This window comes from Pseudomonas sp. AF32 (assembly GCF_022342325.2).
Lineage (GTDB): Bacteria > Pseudomonadota > Gammaproteobacteria > Pseudomonadales > Pseudomonadaceae > Aquipseudomonas > Aquipseudomonas uvaldensis.
In genome coordinates this window covers 24,946-44,075 of sequence record NZ_RQJK02000012.1, presented here as the reverse complement: position 1 = coordinate 44,075, position 19,130 = coordinate 24,946, and the positions used below count along the sequence as shown (strand labels likewise).

Annotated in this window: 13 protein-coding genes; all 13 read right to left on the bottom strand. The window is 59.3% G+C overall.

What is annotated here, in order from left to right:
• Positions 1-16 precede the first annotated feature (16 nt).
• Positions 17-868, bottom strand: coding sequence for a flagellin domain-containing protein (locus EGM97_RS13040; protein ID WP_045155383.1), 852 nt, complete (start codon positions 866-868; stop codon positions 17-19).
• Positions 869-1,180: 312 nt separating this feature from the next.
• Positions 1,181-2,107: a ketoacyl-ACP synthase III gene (locus EGM97_RS13035; RefSeq protein WP_238961925.1), complete on the bottom strand. Its 927-nt coding sequence runs from the start codon at positions 2,105-2,107 to the stop codon at positions 1,181-1,183.
• 215 nt (positions 2,108-2,322) lie between these two features.
• Positions 2,323-5,256 (bottom strand): TIGR00180 family glycosyltransferase, encoded by a 2,934-nt coding sequence (locus EGM97_RS13030; RefSeq protein ID WP_238961924.1) that lies wholly within the window; start codon positions 5,254-5,256, stop codon positions 2,323-2,325.
• A gap of 49 nt (positions 5,257-5,305) precedes the next feature.
• Entirely contained in the window at positions 5,306-6,043 is a 738-nt protein-coding gene (locus EGM97_RS13025) for a cephalosporin hydroxylase family protein (RefSeq protein ID WP_238961923.1), read from the bottom strand.
• 15 nt (positions 6,044-6,058) lie between these two features.
• The gene (locus EGM97_RS13020) at positions 6,059-7,129 is read right to left on the bottom strand and encodes a class I SAM-dependent methyltransferase (protein ID WP_238961922.1); all 1,071 of its coding nucleotides are present in this window, start codon (positions 7,127-7,129) and stop codon (positions 6,059-6,061) included.
• The gene (locus tag EGM97_RS13015; RefSeq protein WP_238961921.1) at positions 7,119-7,976 is read right to left on the bottom strand and encodes an NAD-dependent epimerase/dehydratase family protein; all 858 of its coding nucleotides are present in this window, start codon (positions 7,974-7,976) and stop codon (positions 7,119-7,121) included. The genes EGM97_RS13020 and EGM97_RS13015 overlap by 11 nt, the downstream gene beginning before the upstream one ends.
• Positions 7,973-9,199 (bottom strand): class I SAM-dependent methyltransferase, encoded by a 1,227-nt coding sequence (locus EGM97_RS13010; RefSeq protein WP_238961920.1) that lies wholly within the window; start codon positions 9,197-9,199, stop codon positions 7,973-7,975. The genes EGM97_RS13015 and EGM97_RS13010 overlap by 4 nt, the downstream gene beginning before the upstream one ends.
• Complete coding sequence (locus EGM97_RS13005; protein WP_238961919.1) at positions 9,196-9,756, bottom strand: dTDP-4-dehydrorhamnose 3,5-epimerase family protein; 561 nt, start codon at positions 9,754-9,756, stop codon at positions 9,196-9,198. Before EGM97_RS13005 ends, EGM97_RS13010 begins: the two co-directional genes overlap by 4 nt.
• Positions 9,753-10,835: a CDP-glucose 4,6-dehydratase gene (rfbG, locus tag EGM97_RS13000; protein ID WP_238961918.1), complete on the bottom strand. Its 1,083-nt coding sequence runs from the start codon at positions 10,833-10,835 to the stop codon at positions 9,753-9,755. The genes EGM97_RS13005 and rfbG overlap by 4 nt, the downstream gene beginning before the upstream one ends.
• Entirely contained in the window at positions 10,817-11,590 is a 774-nt protein-coding gene (gene rfbF / locus EGM97_RS12995; protein ID WP_072389542.1) for a glucose-1-phosphate cytidylyltransferase, read from the bottom strand. Before rfbF ends, rfbG begins: the two co-directional genes overlap by 19 nt.
• A gap of 226 nt (positions 11,591-11,816) precedes the next feature.
• A complete protein-coding gene (locus tag EGM97_RS12990) occupies positions 11,817-15,389 on the bottom strand; it encodes a glycosyltransferase (RefSeq protein WP_238961917.1) in 3,573 nt (1,190 codons plus the stop codon).
• Positions 15,390-15,483: 94 nt separating this feature from the next.
• A complete protein-coding gene (locus EGM97_RS12985) occupies positions 15,484-17,049 on the bottom strand; it encodes a flagellar hook-associated protein 3 (protein ID WP_238961916.1) in 1,566 nt (521 codons plus the stop codon).
• A 13-nt stretch (positions 17,050-17,062) separates the two neighbouring features.
• A complete protein-coding gene (flgK, locus tag EGM97_RS12980) occupies positions 17,063-19,123 on the bottom strand; it encodes a flagellar hook-associated protein FlgK (protein WP_238961915.1) in 2,061 nt (686 codons plus the stop codon).
• Between the last annotated feature and the right edge of the window lie 7 nt (positions 19,124-19,130).

Here is a 19,130-nt window from a genome sequence, read left to right as displayed (position 1 = left end):
AAAACTCATCCGGCTATTACTGAAGCAGCTTCAGTACAGCGGATGGCAGTTGGTTAGCCTGGGCCAGAACCGAAGTGGAAGCCTGTTGCAGAGTCTGCTGCTTGGTCAGCTGGGCAGTTTCAGCAGCGAAGTCGGTGTCTTGTACACGACCCAGTGCAGCACTGGCGTTTTCGTTGATGTTTTGCAGGTTGGAGATGGTGCTGGTCATACGGTTTTGCGCAGCACCGAGGTCTGCACGGCTGGAGTTGATCTTGGCCAGAGCGGCGTCGATTTTGGTCAGCGCGTTGTTCATCGAAGCTTCAGCGGTAGCCGAGTCGGTACCAGTGATCTGTACAGTAGCCGAGTCAACCGACAGGGAAGCTGCGTCGAAGCCGCTGTCCAGGGTCAGGGTGATCTGGTTGTCAGCACCAGTGTTGGAACCAACCTGGAAGGTCATGGTGCCAGCGGTACCGTCAATCAGGTTCTTACCGTTCAAGTTGGTCGATTTGGCAATACGAGTCAGCTCGTTCGACATCGAAGCGAATTCTTTGTTCAGAGCTGCACGGTCTTCGGTACCGTTGGAGTCGTTTCGTGCCTGTACAGCCAGCTCACGCATACGCTGCAGAATGTTGGTGGACTCTTGCAGAGCACCTTCAGCGGTCTGAGCGATGGAGATACCGTCGTTGGCGTTCTTGATCGCCATGGTCTGACCGCGGATTTGCGAGGTCATACGAGTGGAGATCTGCAGGCCGGCGGCGTCGTCTTTGGCGCTGTTAATTTTCAGGCCGGAAGACAGGCGAGTCATCGAAGTGGACAGAGCATCGGAAGCCTTGTTCAGGTTCTTCTGGACGTTCAACGATGTGACGTTGGTGTTTACTGTTAAAGCCATGACGAATTCCTCGTTGGTTGGGTACTGCGGCTTCCGGCCCTGGCAACCGCCGGGTGTGGCCTAGAGAACCTTCGTAATAGTTATCGTCGTAATCGGAACTTGCTTTAGCCCTTTTTTCAAAAAAATTGCCATCAGGATGCCACTCCTCAGAAATCAAGGACTTGGCAGCTCTCAAGCAAAAAAATGACGTCAAAAAAAATGACTGTCGAGGAATATGGCCTGTCACGGCAGTGAATACGCCCTGCTGAGCGCACAAAAAAAAGTCCCAGGTCAAACCTGGGACTTTTTTGCAGCTACCGTGGCTTCAACGATTCACGGACGATAGATGATCGCCGACCCCCAGGACAGCCCCACACCGAAACCGCTCAAGGCCACGCGCTTCCAGCTGGAGTCAAGCACATGCTTCTCCAGCAGCAACGGAATACTCGAGGACACGGTGTTCCCTGTCTCGACCATGTCCTTGATGAATTTCTCTGGATCCCCCTCGAAACGTCGCGCCACGGCATCAACAATTGCCGCGCTGCCCTGGTGGATACAGAACGCATCGATGTCGCTGGCTTGCAGGTTCGAATCGGCCAACAGCTCATGCAAATGGGCCGGGACCTTAAGCAGGGCGAAGTTGAACACCTGGCGGCCATTCATGAAGAACACGCCGTCGCTGACCTTCAGGTGCGGCGCACCGGAACCGTCGGTGCCGAACTTGGACTTACCGAGTTGCCATGGAGCATCTTCGCCCATCCACGTGGCAGTGGCGGCGTCGCCAAACAGCATTGTGGTGTTGCGATCTTCGGGGTCGACGATCTTGGAATACGGGTCAGCTGTTATCAACAGCCCGTTCTTCAAGCCAGCGGCCTCCATGAAGCCCTTGATGGCATAGATTCCGTAGACGTAACCCGAACACCCCAGGGAGATATCGAATGCCGCCACGCTGGTAGGCAAGCCCAGCTTGTCCTGCACGATAGCCGCCGTGTGCGGCAGGCCTTCCTCGTCGCCGTTCTGGGTGACGACGATCAGGACATCGATGGCTTCGCGTTTCAGACCAGGATTGTTGGCAAACAGCGCATTGGCCGCTTCGACACACAGGTCGGAGGTCTCTTGTCCATCATCCTTGCGTGGCAGGAAGGCGGAACCGATCTTGCCGAGAATGAATTCTTCATCCTTTTCAAACTTCGCACCCTGTGCGTAATTGTCCACGCCGGCTACAGGAACGTAGCTCGCAATGCTCTTTATGCCAATCATTACGGCTTCCCAATTAAAAACAGCCCAATACCACCGCTCGCAGGAATCGAGGGGCGCCGACAAGGGGAAGTACAAAGGGCTATCACTGGACCTGATAACGGCCAGGCGCCATCTTCCCGGTCAATACAATACAGTGAAGATGCGCGTTATGACTCGCAGGTCACGCTAATTTGCCGAATAAGCCCTTTTTGAAAGGGCTATTCGTAAAGGTATGCCTATCCGATCAGCCGAGCCCAATCCACAGCAGTGGGATCGCTCAGCGCGAAACCCGCTCCCGTCAGCGCCAGGTTGGGGTTGCGCATCGCATCCTGTTCGAAGCGTGATGGCCATTTGTCTCGCAGGGCATCGAGGGCCCGAGGCGCGTCTGGCAATGTGCCTGGGTGAAGCATCTGGGCCTGAGGGGTCCAGACCGTGAGATAACCTGCGTCGGCCACTTTCAGGCACAGGTCGACATCGGCAAAGGCTTCGGCGAACAGCTCTTCGTCCAAACCGCCCACGGCATCGAACAGGTCCCTGCGAATCATCAGGCAAGCGCCGGACACTGCCGAATAGTTCTGCTCCGCCTGGTGGCCATTGAGATAACCCTTGGCGTCCTTGCGCTCACCAACATACACCGAGCCCACTTGTCCATCGGGAGTGAGCACCAGGCCAGCCTGGGTGGTGATTCCGCGGATGTCCATCTGTTTGCTGCCGACAATCCCCACTTCCGGTCGCTGGGCCTGATTGAGCAAACTGTCAAGCCAGTTGGCGTTGATCACCTGCGCCTGGGCGGACAGCAACACCAGGTATTCACCCTTGGCCTGCCCACTCGCCCAGTTGATCAGTGCCGAACTGCTGAGGCGTCGGTCGCTGCGCAGAATACGAATCCGCTCGCCCTTGCCTTCCAGATCGTCCAGCCATCGGGCCAGTTCCTCTGATTGACTGAAGTTGTCAGCGATCACTATTTCATGGCGCTGATAACGGGTGCGCTGCAGCACACTGACAAGCGCTTGCTGCACCTGTTCGAAGTTATCCCGGCTTTCAAGAATGATCGATACCTGCGGCCGCACGGCGTGCTGGTAATCGATCTGGTAAGTCAGTGGCTGGGCCGAGGTGACTTGGGCACGATAGCCCCGGGCAGCCAAGTGACGTGTCAGCACCTGACGCTCCTGCGGGTTTTGCTCCTCTGCCGGGGCATTGCAGATCAACAATGGCTCGGCCAGGTGCGCCAGGCCAGCCAGACCGGAGTCTTCAATCAAGCGCAACAACAGGTCCTGCTCCAGCGCCTGAGGGTAATCTGCGGTGAAACCACGAGCCTGGGCCAGCACTTCGCGACGAATAAGCCAATGGCGAGCCATTAACGACGGCACCGATTGCAGCAGATCAAGGTTGACGCCCGGACGGAACACATCGGTCAGGCTGCCATCGGCCTTGCGCTGGATTTCATCCATGGCGACGGCGCGCACGCCTTCGGCACCGATCAGTTCAAGGCTGGCACGCAGCAGGCCACAGGCGGTGAACTGGTCACCGGCCTCGGCCAGCACCAGCCAATCAGCGGTCGACTCCCCGATGATCTGGTTGATGCGCTCGACATAATTGATCGTAGTGACTTTGACGAAGTGCACTGTGTCGCGCACCGTGGTGGAGGCTGGCAGTTCGCCGGTGGTGAACACCACCACGTTGAAAGCCTTGCAATGGCCGTTGACCAAGCTGTCGAAGGTGGCCTGCAACTTGAACATGTCAGCGTCCAAGTCCAGCAACAGGATGCCAAAGCGCGGCCCGCCCTGATGCTCGGCCAGATGAGCAGCGATGCCAGCACGCTCTTGCGGCTTCGGATTGCGCGCCTCAAGCCAGCTCAATAAACGACCGGAGTGCATGTTTTCCAGTAAACGTCGATCCTGCTGTCCTGGCACTGAGTCCAGTCGTTCGGCCCAAGCCTGCAACTTCAGTGCTTCATCGGGCTCGTCGCTGCTTTTCAACGACTCGGCCAGGCGTTTGACGACGGTACGGTTGAACGCATACAGGCCTTGGGCCTCCCAAAGACGGCTGCGTATCGTGCGTTCGTTGTCGTTGGGATGCACACGCATCAATTCATGCTGACGCAGAAGAATCCCCTCCAGTTGCTGAAGCTGCAGGCGGCCGGCCGGCATGGCGTGCAACAGGAATTCGAACTCCGTCAGCAGATCGAACACCCGCTGATTGTAGAAAGGCATTTCGACAAACTGCTGCGGCCCAAACGAGCGAACCGGCTCGCCACCCGCCTCGCTCCAGGCCGAACGAATGATCTGCGTACCTTTGAGCGAACGGCCTTGAAGCAGGCAATCAGCCATGGCCGCGAAACCGTCCAAGGCAATCTGCTTGATGCGCTCGGGTGCCTGCTCGCTCAACTGCGTTGGAATGGACGCCAGGAACTCGGCGAACTGCTCACGCTCGGCGACGCTTTTTGCGTCTTTATAGCTGAGCACGGTCAATACATTGGTGTTGTGCTCCGACCCACCATAGTTGAGCTCACGAACGGCGAACGGAATCGGCAGGATCCGCGCCTTGGCACAAGCCAACAAATAAAAGGTATGCCCGATTTCCTGCCATTCAAAGCTGGTCCCTGGAGGCAGCAGGCCGTACCACTGTTGCAGCAGATCAGTGCGGGTCACGGCGTAGAATGGCGGCAGGAACTGATCCATGAAACGGATCACCCGGTCCTCGGCCAACTCGCTGTTGTAGTCTTCATGGACCTTACGATCACGACGGAAGTAACACACCTCGGTCGCACAGGACAGGTACATGATCCCGTAGCCATGGCAAAGGCCATAGTCAGGATTGGCCTCGAGAAACTCCACCGACTCGGTCAGGGCATCGTGCAGCAGAAAGTCATCGTCGGCAGCGAATACCATGTACGGCGTAGTGACTTGATTGACACCGTATACCAGCTTGTCCTGCAGCCCTTTGTAGGTGAACTGCGGCAAATGGCGATAGTCGACCGATGGAAAGTCCAGGTGGATCTGCTCATCGCGTTCAACGGACGAATCAAGCACCAATACCGAACAGGGATAGCTGCTGTAGTAATGCAATGTACGACGCAGGAATGCGCTGCGATTGTGGGAAATTACCACCACGGTGAACCGCTCGCTCAACGGTGCCATGTTGTCTTGAAAAATGTTCTTAACCTGCATATTTCCTGTCCCCACAACCTGCCAGACGCCAATGACTTGAAACCGATGTTTAACGAACCCGACGCAGATAACCGTCCGGAGCAACGGTGATCAGCAACTTGTTCTGCAATTGCCGGTCGATCTCGAAATCGCCGTTTTCCTCAAGGTATTTCCAGACGGCAGTTTTCGGGTTGTCACCCGGCCCCCACGGACGGTCGGGGAAAAAGTCCGCCGGCATGTCTTCTACGACCGTATCCATCACCACGCAGTAACTGCCCACCGAAACCAGCGGCGCGTACAGACGCAGTTCTTCGAGCACGTGGTCGTGGGTGTGGTTGGAGTCGAGTACCAGAATGACCTTCTTGCCTTGCGCCGCCGCACGGACCTGCTCGGCGATGGCCGGATCGATGCTCGAACCTTCGATCATCGAGATGCGTTTGCTCATCGGGTGGCTTTCGATGGCCTCGCGGTTATGCGGGCGGATATCCAGGTCGATGCCCAGCACTTCACCGTGGCCTTGCAGTTCCAGCAACGAGGCGTAATAGATGATCGAGCCACCGTGGGCGATGCCGCATTCGATGATCAGGTCAGGCTTGATCTGCCAGATCAGTTCCTGCATCGCCATCATGTCCTGCGGTAGCTGAATGATCGGCCGGCCCATCCAGGAGAAGTGATAGCTGTATTTGTGCTTGGCCGATTCGTTGAAAAAATGCTTGGCCAGGCCGACGAGTTTCTCGTCCTGCCCCTGGGCGGCGATTTCAGTCTGGCATTGGGCTTCGAAAGCTTTATGGATCGTGTTGTCAGTCATATTCGAATCTCGCTGTTATTGGAACGAAGCGCTGTCAACGGCATGGTAGACATAACGCCCACCGGTCATCCGTTTGATCTCTTCGAGGTAATTGGAATTCATTACAAATACGTGAGCCCCTTGAGGCAGGGAGTCCATCGCCTCATCGGGTGAGGAAACCCGCACGCCACTGAGCGGCAGATACCGGCCTTGCTTGGCCGGGTTGATATCGATCACGCAGTCCACCGCCACTCCGGCCCGTTGCAGGAACAGCGCATAGATCACGCCCTTGGAAGAAGCCCCCCAGATCGCCGACCCTTGGTGCCGCGCGGTCTGGATAATCTGCACGGCGCGCCCGAGGCTGGCGGTGAATCCATCGGGCAGTTCCAGCATCGCCGCCGGTTGGGCCGGGCTCAGGCGTAACGTTGCCAGGTCGGCGACGATATACAGGTACTGGCCACCAAACAGATGCCCCGCTTCATGCACCGTACCGAACATCCGGCGCAGGTCATCGAGGCGGAAATAATTGACGTGCTCGTAGAACAGGTCGAACCAGGCGCGATGGTCCAGAATCCAGTCCAGGCATGGCACCTCGATGTAGATCTGTCCGCCCTGATTGGCCGCCGCGATTTCAGCCAGAAAGCCCACCGGGTCCTGGATATGTTCCAGCACATGGCGCAGCACCACCGCGTCGGCCGACAAGCCCAGCTCACGGGTGAACGGTGCCTTGACAACATCGGCATTGTCGCCCTCGTAGGCCGGGTCGATACCGGTGATGGCGTAGCCCCGCTCCTTGAGCAACTCCAGGAAGTAGCCTTTGCCGCAGCCGACCTCAATCAATGCCTGTCCGCTGAAATGCCGGGCAATGATGCCCTCCACATCAGCCAGATGCTGCTGGAACTGCCCCGAGTGAGCCTGTTCGTTCTGGTAGTCGCTGTCATAGTTGAGCTTGTCGGCGTCGAACGCCTGGTTGAAGACCAGCCCGCTCACTTCATCCTGGACCAACACCATATCGGCACAAGCCGAGGCTTTGGCTGACTGCTCATCGGCAAAGGTCCGGTTCTGCAGGACCGGAAGACCGGTGGCCCGGTAAAGCTCACGTGTCATGTGCGGCTCCCAGCAAGGTTTGCAAACGTTCGGCCACACCCCAGAACGCCATGGGTTCGTGGGTCGGATATGGGTAGCGGCCCAGGTTCAGGCGAATGGCGGCCCCACGCTCGCGAAGCCTCGCTTCCACCAGCGCCCGAACCGACACCGGTTGACCGCTGGAACAATTGATCACGCCATCGAACTGGCGGTGCAACAGCAGTTCTGCCAGGTAAGCGGCAGCCCGGTCGACCGGCAGGTAATCGCGCAGCTGCTCGCCACCGGACATATCGAATTCCGTGGCTTGGGCGTCGATGGCCCGGTCCAGTGCAGCCAGCAGGCTGTTGGGATTCTGGCCAGCGCCATGCAGGTAGAACAGACGCGCCCACTGCAAGGTAAAAGGATGTTCGCGTTGCAGGTACTGTAGAAAAACACGCAGGGTGTTTTTCGCCAGCCCATAGGGGTTGGCCGGAAGCGGCTCGGTCCGCTCGGAAAGCGGCCCGCTTTGCAGGCCATATTCGAAGCAAGTACCGGTGACCATGACCTGGGAGACGCCCGCCGTCACCGCCCGCTTGATAAAGCGGTAGTCGGCCATCAGGTTATGTTCAAAGTGAAACAGCGCCTGATAGTTCGGCAACCCCGGCCATGCCAGGTGTGCCAGTGCATCGACGCCTTCCACCAGGGCAGCGATGTCCAGGCCTTCCTCGTGGATATCCACCTCCACGAATTCAACCTGATCGAACCAGGGCTGGGCCCTGGCCGGCTCGCTGCGCCGCGCAGCAGCCCGCACCCGGCAACCACGCGCCAGCAAGGCTTGCACCAGATGACGGCCAACGAACCCGGTGGCGCCGGTGACCAGGACCTTCACAGGACGGTCAACTCTGGTACGGCGATCACGAACTTCCCGCCCCATTGACGAACTTCAGCCAACTGTTGACTGACTTCACTCAACAGGTTCCACGGCAGGACGAGCACGTAGTCAGGTTTCTCTACAGCGATACGCTCGGGCGACACGATAGGAATCCGGCTACCCGGCAGGTATTTGCCTTGTTTGTGCGGGTTGGCATCGGCCACCCAGGCCAGCAGGTCAGGCTTGACCCCGGCGTAGTTGAGCAACGTATTGCCCTTGGCCGCCGCGCCGTAACCCACTACGCGTTTGCCTTCGGCCTTGGCCTTCAGCAGAAAACGCAGCAAACCATGCTTGATGGCTTCGGCGGCCGGCGCGAGCGTTGTGTAATACACGGAGGTTTTCACGCCCGCATCCAACTCAGCCTGCATCTGCTGTTGCACCGAGGCCTGCACCGGGCGACGAACGCCATCGGCACGCTGGACGAATACCCGTAACGAACCGCCGTGAGTCGGCAGTTGGGTGACGTCGAATACCTCCAGGCCATTGCGCTCACACAAGGTTTGCACGGCCGTCAGCGACAGATAGGAAAAATGCTCGTGATACAGGGTGTCGAACTGCTGCCCGGCCATCAACGTGAGCAACTGGGGAAATTCGAACGTGGCGACACCGGTTGGCTTAAGGAGCGTGGCGAAACCACCGAGGAAATCATTGATGTCCGGCACATGGGCCAGCACATTGTTGGCCGCCATCAAGTCGGCCGCCCAGCCCTCGCCTTTCAGTTGCGAGGCCGTATCGCGGCCGAAGAACACCTCACGAATCTCCAGGCCTTTTGCCCGCGCCGCTTGGGCTGTGCTGCGGGTCGGTTCAACGCCCAGGCACGCAATGCCGCGCTTGGCCACGTATTGCAACAGGTAGCCGTCGTTGGCTGCCACTTCGACCACGCGGCTGTCGGCGCCCAGTTCGAAGCGTTCGATCATCTCGGCCACATAGCGCTCGGCGTGAGCCAGCCAGGTGCTGGAGAAAGAACTGAAGTAAGCGTATTCGGCATCGAACAGGCTGTCGGCCCGGGTGTAATCCTCGGTCTGCACCAACCAGCATTGCTGGCATACGGCGACCTTGAGCGGTACCCACTGCTCGGCCTGTCCCAACTGATCGGCCCGTACGTATGCGTTAGACGGCGGCGACGTTCCCAAGTCAATCAATGGCAACGCCAGGGCAGATCCGCAACCTCGGCAATTCATAGACGCACTCCAGCGAAACGCTCATCGATCCAGGGATGGTTGCGGTCCCTGGCCGACAGATTATTGACAGACAACGGCCAGGCAATCGCCAGCCGCGGATCGGCGACCGACAACCCGCCCTCCTGCTCTGGAGCATAGTCGGCGCTGTGCAGGTAAAGCAGTTCGGCGTCGTCGGTCAGGGTCTGGAACCCGTGGGCGAAGCCGGCCGGGATCAACAGGCTGCGGCCATCGCCAGCCTTGAGATGCTCGGCGTGCCAGTGCAGAAAAGTCTGGGAGTCGGGACGCAGGTCCACGGCCACATCCCAGACTTCACCGCGCAGGCAAGTGATCAACTTGGCCTCTGGCTGCGCCGCGTTCTGGTAATGCAGACCGCGCACACTGCCCCGTTCGCGGGTGCAGGAATGGTTGATCTGTCGAATATGAAAGGGCTGGCCGAACGCACTCAGGCTGCCTTCGCAGAACAGCCGGGCGAAATGCCCGCGCTGGTCTTCAAAGCGCTTGTGCTGGACGCTGAACAGACCGGCCAATGGCAATGCCTTCAACGAAAGCTCACTCATAACGCGCCTCGATACAGATTCAACTGGCCGAGGGAAACCTGGCGCATGTCATCACCGCTCTGCCAGGCCAGGTGCCAATCCAGCGTCTGGGCCAGGCATTGTTGCAATGTCCAGCGCGGTCGCCAGCCCAGCAATTGCCGGGCGCGACTGCTGTCCAGGCGCAACAGGCCGGCCTCATGCAAATCACTCGGTTCGATCCGCAAGCCAGGCGCTTGCGGCCAGCGTTCGGCGAGTAACTGAACCACTTCGCCAACGCTGCACATGTCCGCTTCGCCCGGACCGAAATTCCATGCCCCGGCGAACGTCGGGCCTTGCTCGAAAAGACCGGCGGCCAGTTGCAGGTAACCCGCCAATGGCTCCAGTGCGTGCTGCCATGGGCGCACCGCTTGTGGATAACGCAATGTCACCGGCTCGTTCGCCGACCATGCCTTGAGCACATCCGGAATCAGCCGCTCAGGCGCGAAGTCGCCACCGCCCAGCACATTGCCGGCCCGCGCCGTCGCCAGTGCCAGACCGTGTTCGGCGTGACGCTCGACCGAAAAGAACGACGCCGCATAGGACTGCGCCAGCAATTCGCAGCAGGCCTTGCTGCTGCTGTAGGGATCGTGACCGCCCAGGGGCTCGTTCTCGCGGTACGGCCACAACCATTCCTGATTCGCGTAGACCTTGTCGGTGGTCACCAGCACGCAGGCCCGAACCCCACCGACCTGGCGCATGGCTTCAAGCAGGTTAAGGGTGCCCATGACATTGCTTGAATAGGTGCCCAACGGGTCGCGATAACCTTCACGCACCAACGGCTGAGCCGCCAGGTGCAGGACGATTTGCGGCTGTACATCGGCGAGCAGCTCAAGCAGCGCGCCGAGGTCGCGCAAGTCGCCCCGCCGATCATCGATGTCCGTACCCACCCGGGCCAGTTCAAACAGGTTTGGCTCGGTGGCCGGGTCCAGGGAAAAGCCACTGACCTGTGCCCCCAGGCTTTGCAGCCACAACGTCAACCAGCTGCCCTTGAAACCGGTGTGACCGGTGACCAGCACCCGTTTGCCACGCCAGAACTCCGGGCTCAACCCCATTGCTTCCACGGAGCCTCCCCGCTTTGCCACAAGGCCTCAAGGTGGTTCTTGTCGCGCAGCGTGTCCATCGGATGCCAGAAACCATCGTGCTGGAAAGCCTGGAGTTGCTGCTCGGTCGCCAGGGCTGCCAGCGGCTCGGCTTCCCAGGACGTTTGATCGTCGGCAATGTAAGGCAGGACCTTGGGCGAGAGCACAAAGAAGCCGCCGTTGATCCAGCCGCCGTCCCCCCGAGGCTTTTCGGTGAACCCCAGGACCGTATCGCCGTCACGCTCCAGCGCGCCGTAACGTCCCGGGGGCTGGACCGCCGTCACCGTCGCCAGCTTGCCGTGGGACAGATGAAAATCCACCAGCGCGCCGATATTCAGGTCCGAGACGCCGTCGCCATAGGTGAAGCAGAACGCTTCTTCGTTTTCCAGATAACGTGCCGCGCGACGCAACCGACCGCCGGTCATCGTGTCCTCACCGGTGTCGATCAGAGTCACGCGCCAAGGCTCGCTGTAGTTCTGGTGAACGTCCATGCGGTTGTTGCACATGTCGAAAGTGACGTCGGAGGTGTGCAGGAAGTAGTTGGCGAAGAAATCCTTGATGGCATAGCCCTTGTAGCCCAGGCAAATGACGAAGTCATGGATTCCGTGAGCGGAATACTGCTTCATGATGTGCCAAAGAATTGGCTTGCCACCGATCTCGATCATCGGCTTGGGCTTGAGGTGCGACTCCTCGCTGATCCGCGTACCGAGCCCACCTGCCAGGATAACTGCCTTCATCGTCTCCCCTCTCGTTCATCACCGGGCTCGGCCAAGCGAATTTCGCTTTGCGGGCGCAGGGATTACACCTTCGATGCCTTGCCGAGCGCGCCGATTGCCGGGAAGCGCTCGTTTTATGGCGATATGAGGGGGACTTGCAGGAAACGCGCCAGCTCAGGGAGCGGTCAAGTGTAGGACAGGGGAAACGTTGAAAGGAGCCAGAAACCGGCTCCCGGGTGACCTGGACTCAGTCCGGCAGCCACCCCCACAGCCAATGCTGCAGGTTATCCCCACTGAGCATGAAATCGCGAAACACCGCTTCACGCAGCTCATCGCCCATGCGGTAGCTGGCGTCAGGGTCGGCCAAGTGCATGCGGATGGCGTCGATCCACTCCTCGGTGCTGTTGCTGCGCACCTTGGTACACGGCAGGAAACCGTCGTAGGCCTTGGTATCGGTGCAGATGACCGGATAGCCGCATGCGCCGTACTCCAGCAAACGCAGGTTGCTCTTGCAGTCGTTGAAGATGTGGAATTCCAGCGGCGCAAGCGCCAGGTCCAGGTTCAGGCTGGCGAGCTTGAACGGATAGGTATTGAGCCCAACCGAACCGTGGAACTCATGGATGTACGGACGTAGTGCCTCCGGGCACATGCCGAAGAACACCCACTCCACCTCATTGGCAAGCTGTTTAACCACGTCGGCGATGATCTCCAGGTCGCCGCTGTGACTGGTACCACCTCCCCAACCTACCCGAGGCTTGGATGACGTCGCGCGTCGACTGGTCAACCGACTCCAGGGCTCGGGCGGCAGCATGTTGGGCACGATACGGATTTCATTGTGCATGCTGGACAAGGCATCAGCGAGCGACGGTGTCGTTACCACGACGCGATCACACAACCCGATCCCTTCCCGCAGCATCTGCTCGATATTGGAAGGCTTGTTACGCGCATGGGTGTTCTTCTTGGGAGCACTGACAACGTAATCGTCGAGCTCGAAGATGCGCAAAGCGCTGGAGTATTTCTTCATCCTCAGAATGTCACCAGCAGCGCCTTCGCTGTAGCGCCCCTGCAATACAATCGTATCCGGCGACAAGCGCTCGATTTCAACGGTCGAAGGGGATTCGTAGGCGACGCGGGCTATCACTCGCCCGGCCGCCTCCAACTCAGCCAGCGGAGCCGTGACCCGATAATGGCCGACCGCGGTGGCGTTGACCGGCAAACCAAGTACCAATGGCAGAGATCGGCTGCAGAACGGATTCCAGTTGTTGCGCAAAGAAGGCTCCAGGCTGAAGCTTGATACTCCCAGGCTCAGCGCAGGACTGTAGGCGGGATCCCGGGCTATGAGCGGCAGCCATCTACGGTAGAAAACTTCCCTCTCATGCTCCATCAACGTGGTTTCGTCCGATTGGACAACGCTTGACGCAGGGTCGACTTCCATCACCGTGGCGTAAGGCGTCCAGACCACCAGATAGCCGTTCTGGCCGGCGCGTAAGCATAAGTCGACATCGCTGAGACCGAGGGAAAAGGACACATCGTCCAGGCAGCCGAGCTCATCGAACACCTGCTTGCGCACCATCAAGCAATCACTGCTGACCGAACTCCAGTTCTGGGTCGTGTGCAGACGTTGCATGTAGCCACGAGAGTGCGCGGCCTCGCCATAAAATGGTGATCCCACCGGTCCCGCCAACCCAAGAATCTGCCCCGCACCGACAATCGTACCCTGGGGGCTGAGTATCCTTGCACCGACCACCGCAACTTCCGGGCGCAAGGCATGGTTGATCATCTCGTCCAACCAATCGCTTTCGCAAATGACTATTTGTGGGCTAAGCAGCAACAAGTAGTCGCCCCGGGCCTGGTTCGCAGCAAAGTTACGCACCGCGGCGTCATTGTCGTCACCGTTGTAACGCAGAACGCGCAGCATACTCGCGCCCAACTGCTCCATGCTCGCCAGCCAGCCGAGCATGGCCGGATCCCGGACGCCACTGTCCACAATCAGAATTTCATAATTCGTATAGGCAGTGCGCTCGATCAGGCTTTCGCAACAGTGCTGCAAAGCACCCAGCGAATCACCCGTACGCAGGATGATCGACACTAACGGACGATTGCCGTGTCGGTAGTCAATTCGATTGATCAGCGGCAACACATCCTGGTGAATCTCATGTGGTGCGCCGATGCGCGTCAGGTGAGCACCAACCATGGGAGCGTTGCCCTCGATAACTTCCGGCCAGGACAACCACTGGGCGAAGCTCAGTGTCGACTCCACCTGAATCTCGGCAATGTGCTCGATGGTTTGCGGACCGGCCTCTTCCACCAAACGCCAGATCAGGTCGTGGGGCGCCAGCTCGCCGCGAGTTGGGTCGAACCCACCCATACTCAGGACACGCTCACGCTCGAAGGCCAGGGCCCGACCGACGTAGGGATAGGCGCGCATCAGGTCGAGATTGAAATCAGGCTTGAATACCGGCTCGATGGACTCGCCGTTCACCAGTGCTCCCTCATCGCTGTAGGCGCAGAGGATTCCCGGCTTCCCGGCCACGCGCTCGGCCAGAATCAGCAATGCGGAATCACGCAGCATGTCCCCGGCACGCAACAGATAGAACCAATGCGCACCTTCCAGTTGCGCGACGATGGAGTTGAGTTGCCGAGCCCAATCGGGCTGATAAGGCAATTGCAACAACCGGTCACCGGCCTCGCAACGGGCGTTGGAAAGCACAACGACAGCCTGAGCCGGATAGAGCTGGCCGTCTATGCTGCGCAGTGTGGACGCCAATGCGCCATCGTCACCGACACTGTCGATGACAATCGGGACGACGTTTGGTCGCAACGGCCAACTGTCGATGCGCACGGGCATGACACGCTGCTCCACATCGCTGAAGCGACGAATCGACAGCCAATCACGGTAAAACTCAGCATAACTCTCGCTCTGGGCGCCGACCCGACCATTGACGACTGTGTTGCGGTTGCCCAGAACTCGAGTCACGCACAGCTCTTGCCAAGCATGAGGCTGGTCGGTGATCTTGTTCAGGTCGATATAACGAACCCACCCTGAGGCAGGGGCTGCCTCACCGTTACGTGCTGCCAGCATTTGCGCCAGCCACTCCCACTCCACTTTCGCAGCCTTGAGCATTTCCGGGGTCTTGCTCAGGCGCTCCGGATACAACCGTTCGACACTCAGCACAGTGCTCTGCGCAACAAGATTGCCACGACGCATCAGACAGACGAACAAGGCAAAGTCGAGCGTGGCGACGAACCCGGCACCGTCCTGGATCAGCGCTGGCAACAGCTCCAGCACATCGGCCCGACGCATCAGGGATGAACTGAAATTACCCAGGAAGTTGATGGGCGTGCTCTCGAAGATCGCCAGCATATCGTCGCCTTTGAGCAACGCATCGTTCGGTGAAAATCGACAGTTGTCGACACGTGGCGGCAGGATGAAATTACCCGCGTCACACAGCAACCGAAGGGCGAACACGACACTGACGTCGGCATGCTCGATCAGCACCTGGGCTTGTCGCTCAATGCTCGGCGCAAACAGCCGATCATCGTCACACAACACCTTGATGAACTCGCCTTGCGCCTCTTCGACACAGCGCAACACGTTGCCCTGAAGTCCCAAGCGCCGTGGATTTTTCAGGTAACGGACCGGATGGGCCGGCTCGGTGAAAGAGGCGACGATGTGGCGAATTTCATCGCCAGGCGAATCATCGCAAACAATGATCTCGATGTGTTCGTATGTCTGGGCCAAAGCACTGAGCAGTGCCTGGTCAAAAAACCGAGGGTTGTACGCGGGGATGACAATACTGACGAGGGGAAGTGGCTTCACGGCAAAAACTCTCGAGCGGCGGGCCCCGACCTTTTCAGATCGGAGCCCCGGAACCGCTTAAAAAAAGACGGTTGGCGGCTCGGGCGATACCGACTCAAATCTTGTTGAACAGACCCAACTGGGTGATCTTGCTGAACGCCAGTTGCGAGGCCTGAAGCATGGTCTGCTGCAAGGTCAGGCGGGTCATCACTTCGGCCGCATCGGAATCACGGATTGACGATTGGGTCTGGGAATTGGCCTTGAGCAGGCTCTGGTTGGTGTCGCTCTGGATATCCAGCGCCGAGCCACGTCCACCCACCGAACTCAGGGCGCTGGACAACTGGTCGGTACCGCTCGCCAGGTTGCCGATGCCGGAGGCCAGCGAAGCCTGCAGTTTCTGTAGCGCGATAGGATCGCCATTGACCGGCGTGTTCAATGCGGTTTTCAACTGGCTCACGGTATCCAGGATGTTCTGGGTTTCATGAGTGTTGACAGCAATGCTGAACTGATCGTTCGCGCCAGGTGTACCGTTGAGGGTGAAACTCACGCCGGAAGCGGTGGCGACGTTACCGACCAGGGTACCGCTGGATACGGGTTTGCTGTCAGCGGTCAACGGTGCGGCATAGAGATCGAAATCAGTGGCACTGGTGAACTTCAACACCGCCGAACCGGTAGGGAAACTGGCGTGATAAGCCACCGGGTCGGTGATCTGGCTGCCGGTGATCTGCACCGCGGTCGGGTTACCGGGGCTGCGAGTGGCCACGAAAGTGTCCGGTTTGGCCGCCAAGGTGAAGGTGTGGCCTGGCAACACGGTGCCAGGCGCATCACCGGTTTGCAGGTTGATGTTCAGGGTCAGTTCCAGACCACGGAACGTCACGGCCTGGCCGGTTTTGCTGTTGGGGTCGAATGCGCCACCCTGGCTGGCTTCAGCCGTGACGTCATTACCGGCCGAGTCGGTGATCTTGAGCTGAGTACCACTGGTGAATTCCACGGTGTAAGGCTCACCGCTGCGGAATTTGCTGTTGTAGCTGACACTGGACGACACCTGACCGTTGGACAGCACCACGCGACCGTCATCGACCGCCGGCGCGGTCATGGTGACCTGGCTGCGACTGGTATTGATGGCTTGCTGGAACGCTTCCCAACCCGTGCTGTTGGTGGCCATCGACATGGTATCGCCCACTGGCAGGTCGAGGGTCACCTGGTCACCGTTGTAGCTGTAGGTGCCGTCGTTGTTCCGGGTGAATGGCACGACATCGCCCTTGGAACCGGCGAAGATATATTTGCCGTTTTCATCCTTGCTGTTCATCAGAGTGAGCAGTTGCTCCTCGATCTGTGCCAGCTCCGAAGCGTTGGCCTGACGGTCGGCGTCAGTGTAGCTCGCGTTACCGGCCCCCACGGCCAATTCCTTGGCGCGCTGCAGCACGTTACCAATGCTGGTCATGACCGCTTCGGTGGCGCCCAGGGTCGCCTTGATCGTGTTGGCGTTGGCCTCGTACTGGGACAACATGGAAGCCTGGTTGCCCAACTGCAGCAGACGCGAAGCGCCCACCGGATCATCGGCAGCGGTATTCACACGCACAAGACTGCTGGCTTCTTCACTGGTCTTGACTACGTTGGCGAAGTTTCTCTGGTAGTTCGCAGCCGTGCTTTCGTAAAACTGGGAGGTAGAGATGCGCATGGGCTACGACTCCTTAAAGACTGTTGATCAGTGTGCTGAAGATTTCCTGCGCAGCCTTGATGATCTGCGAAGACGCGGTGTAGTACTGCTGGAACTTGACCAGGTTGCCGGTTTCCTCGTCCAGATCCACGCCTGACAGCGAATCGCGAGCGGTCTTGGCGTTGTTCAGGATCGCACCAGTGGCGGCGCTGTCGAGCTTGCCCTGGGCGGCCTTGGCCCCCACGCCCTCCACGAGCTTGCCGTAGGCATCGTTCAGGGAAATACCCTTGCTGCTCGAATCGGTGTCCACGGTCTTGGCCGTCTGCAAAGCAGCCAGGGCGGTACCGTTACGGTTGTCCAGGCTGCCGGGCTGGCTGAGGCTGATGTTGATGCCCGCCCCTTCCGATGGTGCACCGGCAATCGACATCTCGAACGTGACAGTACGCTGTACCGGCGGTACGGACGAATCCATGATCGGGTTGCCGCTGGCATCCTTGAGCGGAACACTCAAGCTCAGCGTATTGCTCTGGCCTGGGGTGATCGTGCCGCTGCTGATCAGGCCACCCTTGGCATCCAGCAAGCGGTACCCCTGGCTGGTCCCCGAAGCTGCGTCGAAGACCACCTTGACCGGCATGGAGTTCTTGATGCCGTCCTGGATGATGGACGTGGTGGCTTGATCATAGATGTCAAACTTCGTTGTCAGGGTCGGCTGGCCGCTGGCCGGAATGGTCAGCGTGCCGCTGCCGCCCGGCGCGATGGCAGCGCCCAGCGGCGCGGCAATCGCCAACCGCTTGGAGTCGGTCATTTCGGTCTTGATGCTGCCCGCCGCGTTGCGGGTCGGGGTGATCTTGAATGAATCACCGGCCGTCGGAGCGCCGCCGGCGAAGGACATGGAGAAACCATCGATCACCGGTGGCGGCGTGGTCGTGGTGCTGAAGGCTCCCATCGACGTGCCTTCGGGCAAGCGTTGCACGATGTACCCGGTGGCGCTGGTGAACGTCACTTTGTAGTCGTTGGTGGTCAGCTTGCCGGTGTCCTCGATGGACACGTTGAAGTTGCCGGCGCCGGCACTGTTGTTCAGTGAAGCGACGCTGCGCTGGCTCATCTGCGCGGTGCTGTTGATGTTGCTGAACAGGTTGGAGCCGAAGGCTCCGTTCATGTCGATGCCGGACGCCTGGATGCGGTTCATCTGGTCGGCGACCACCAGCGCCACGCGGCCCAACTCGTTCATGGCCGGGTCGAGCACGGTGCTGCGGTAGCGCATCAGGCCACCGATCTCGCCACCGGTGAGCACCGAGGTAATGTCCATGGAACTGGAACCGCTGTTGAGCTGGATGCCCATGCGGCCCGGGTCGTTCTTGTCCGGCACGGCCTCAAGCGTGTTGGTGATGTTGCCCATCACCAGCGGTTGGCCGGAGCCCAGGTAGATGTCCAGGCTGCTGCCGTTTTCCACGACCTGGGTGCCGGTGAACGTCGATAACTGGCGAATGGCCTCGCCGCGGGAATCCAGCAGGTCGTTAGGCGCACCGCCGGTGTTGGAGACTTCGGCGATTTTCTTGTTCAACTGGGCAATGGTGGTCGCCAGCTTGTTGACCTGCTCAACCATGCTGGACAGGTTGCCGTTGATGTTATTGCTCTGCTCCGTCATCTGGCTGGCAACCGAATTGAACCGGTTGCTCAAGGCCTGGGCGTCGCTGAGCAGCAACTGACGCGAAGCATCGTCGCCCGGCTTGGCATTGACGTTCTGCACCGAAGCAAAGAACTTGGTCAACGCGCCGTTCAGGCCGGTGCCGCTGTCCGACAACAATGAATCCAGTGGCGTGATCTGCCCTTGATAGGCTGCCGCATCGCTGTTGAGCGAGGTGGTGGTCTTCAGCTGAGCTTCGAGATAGGAGTTATACACTCGGCGCACATCGGCCAGCGTCGTGCCCGAACCGATGAACACGTTGCCATACTGGTTCGACGCCTTCGTGGTCTGCACGGTCTGCTGACGCGAATAACCGGCGGTATCGACGTTGGCGATGTTGTTACCGGTGGTCACCAACGCGGTCTGGCTTGCAGACAGACCCGACATCCCTATGTTGAGCAAACTCATGGTTCAG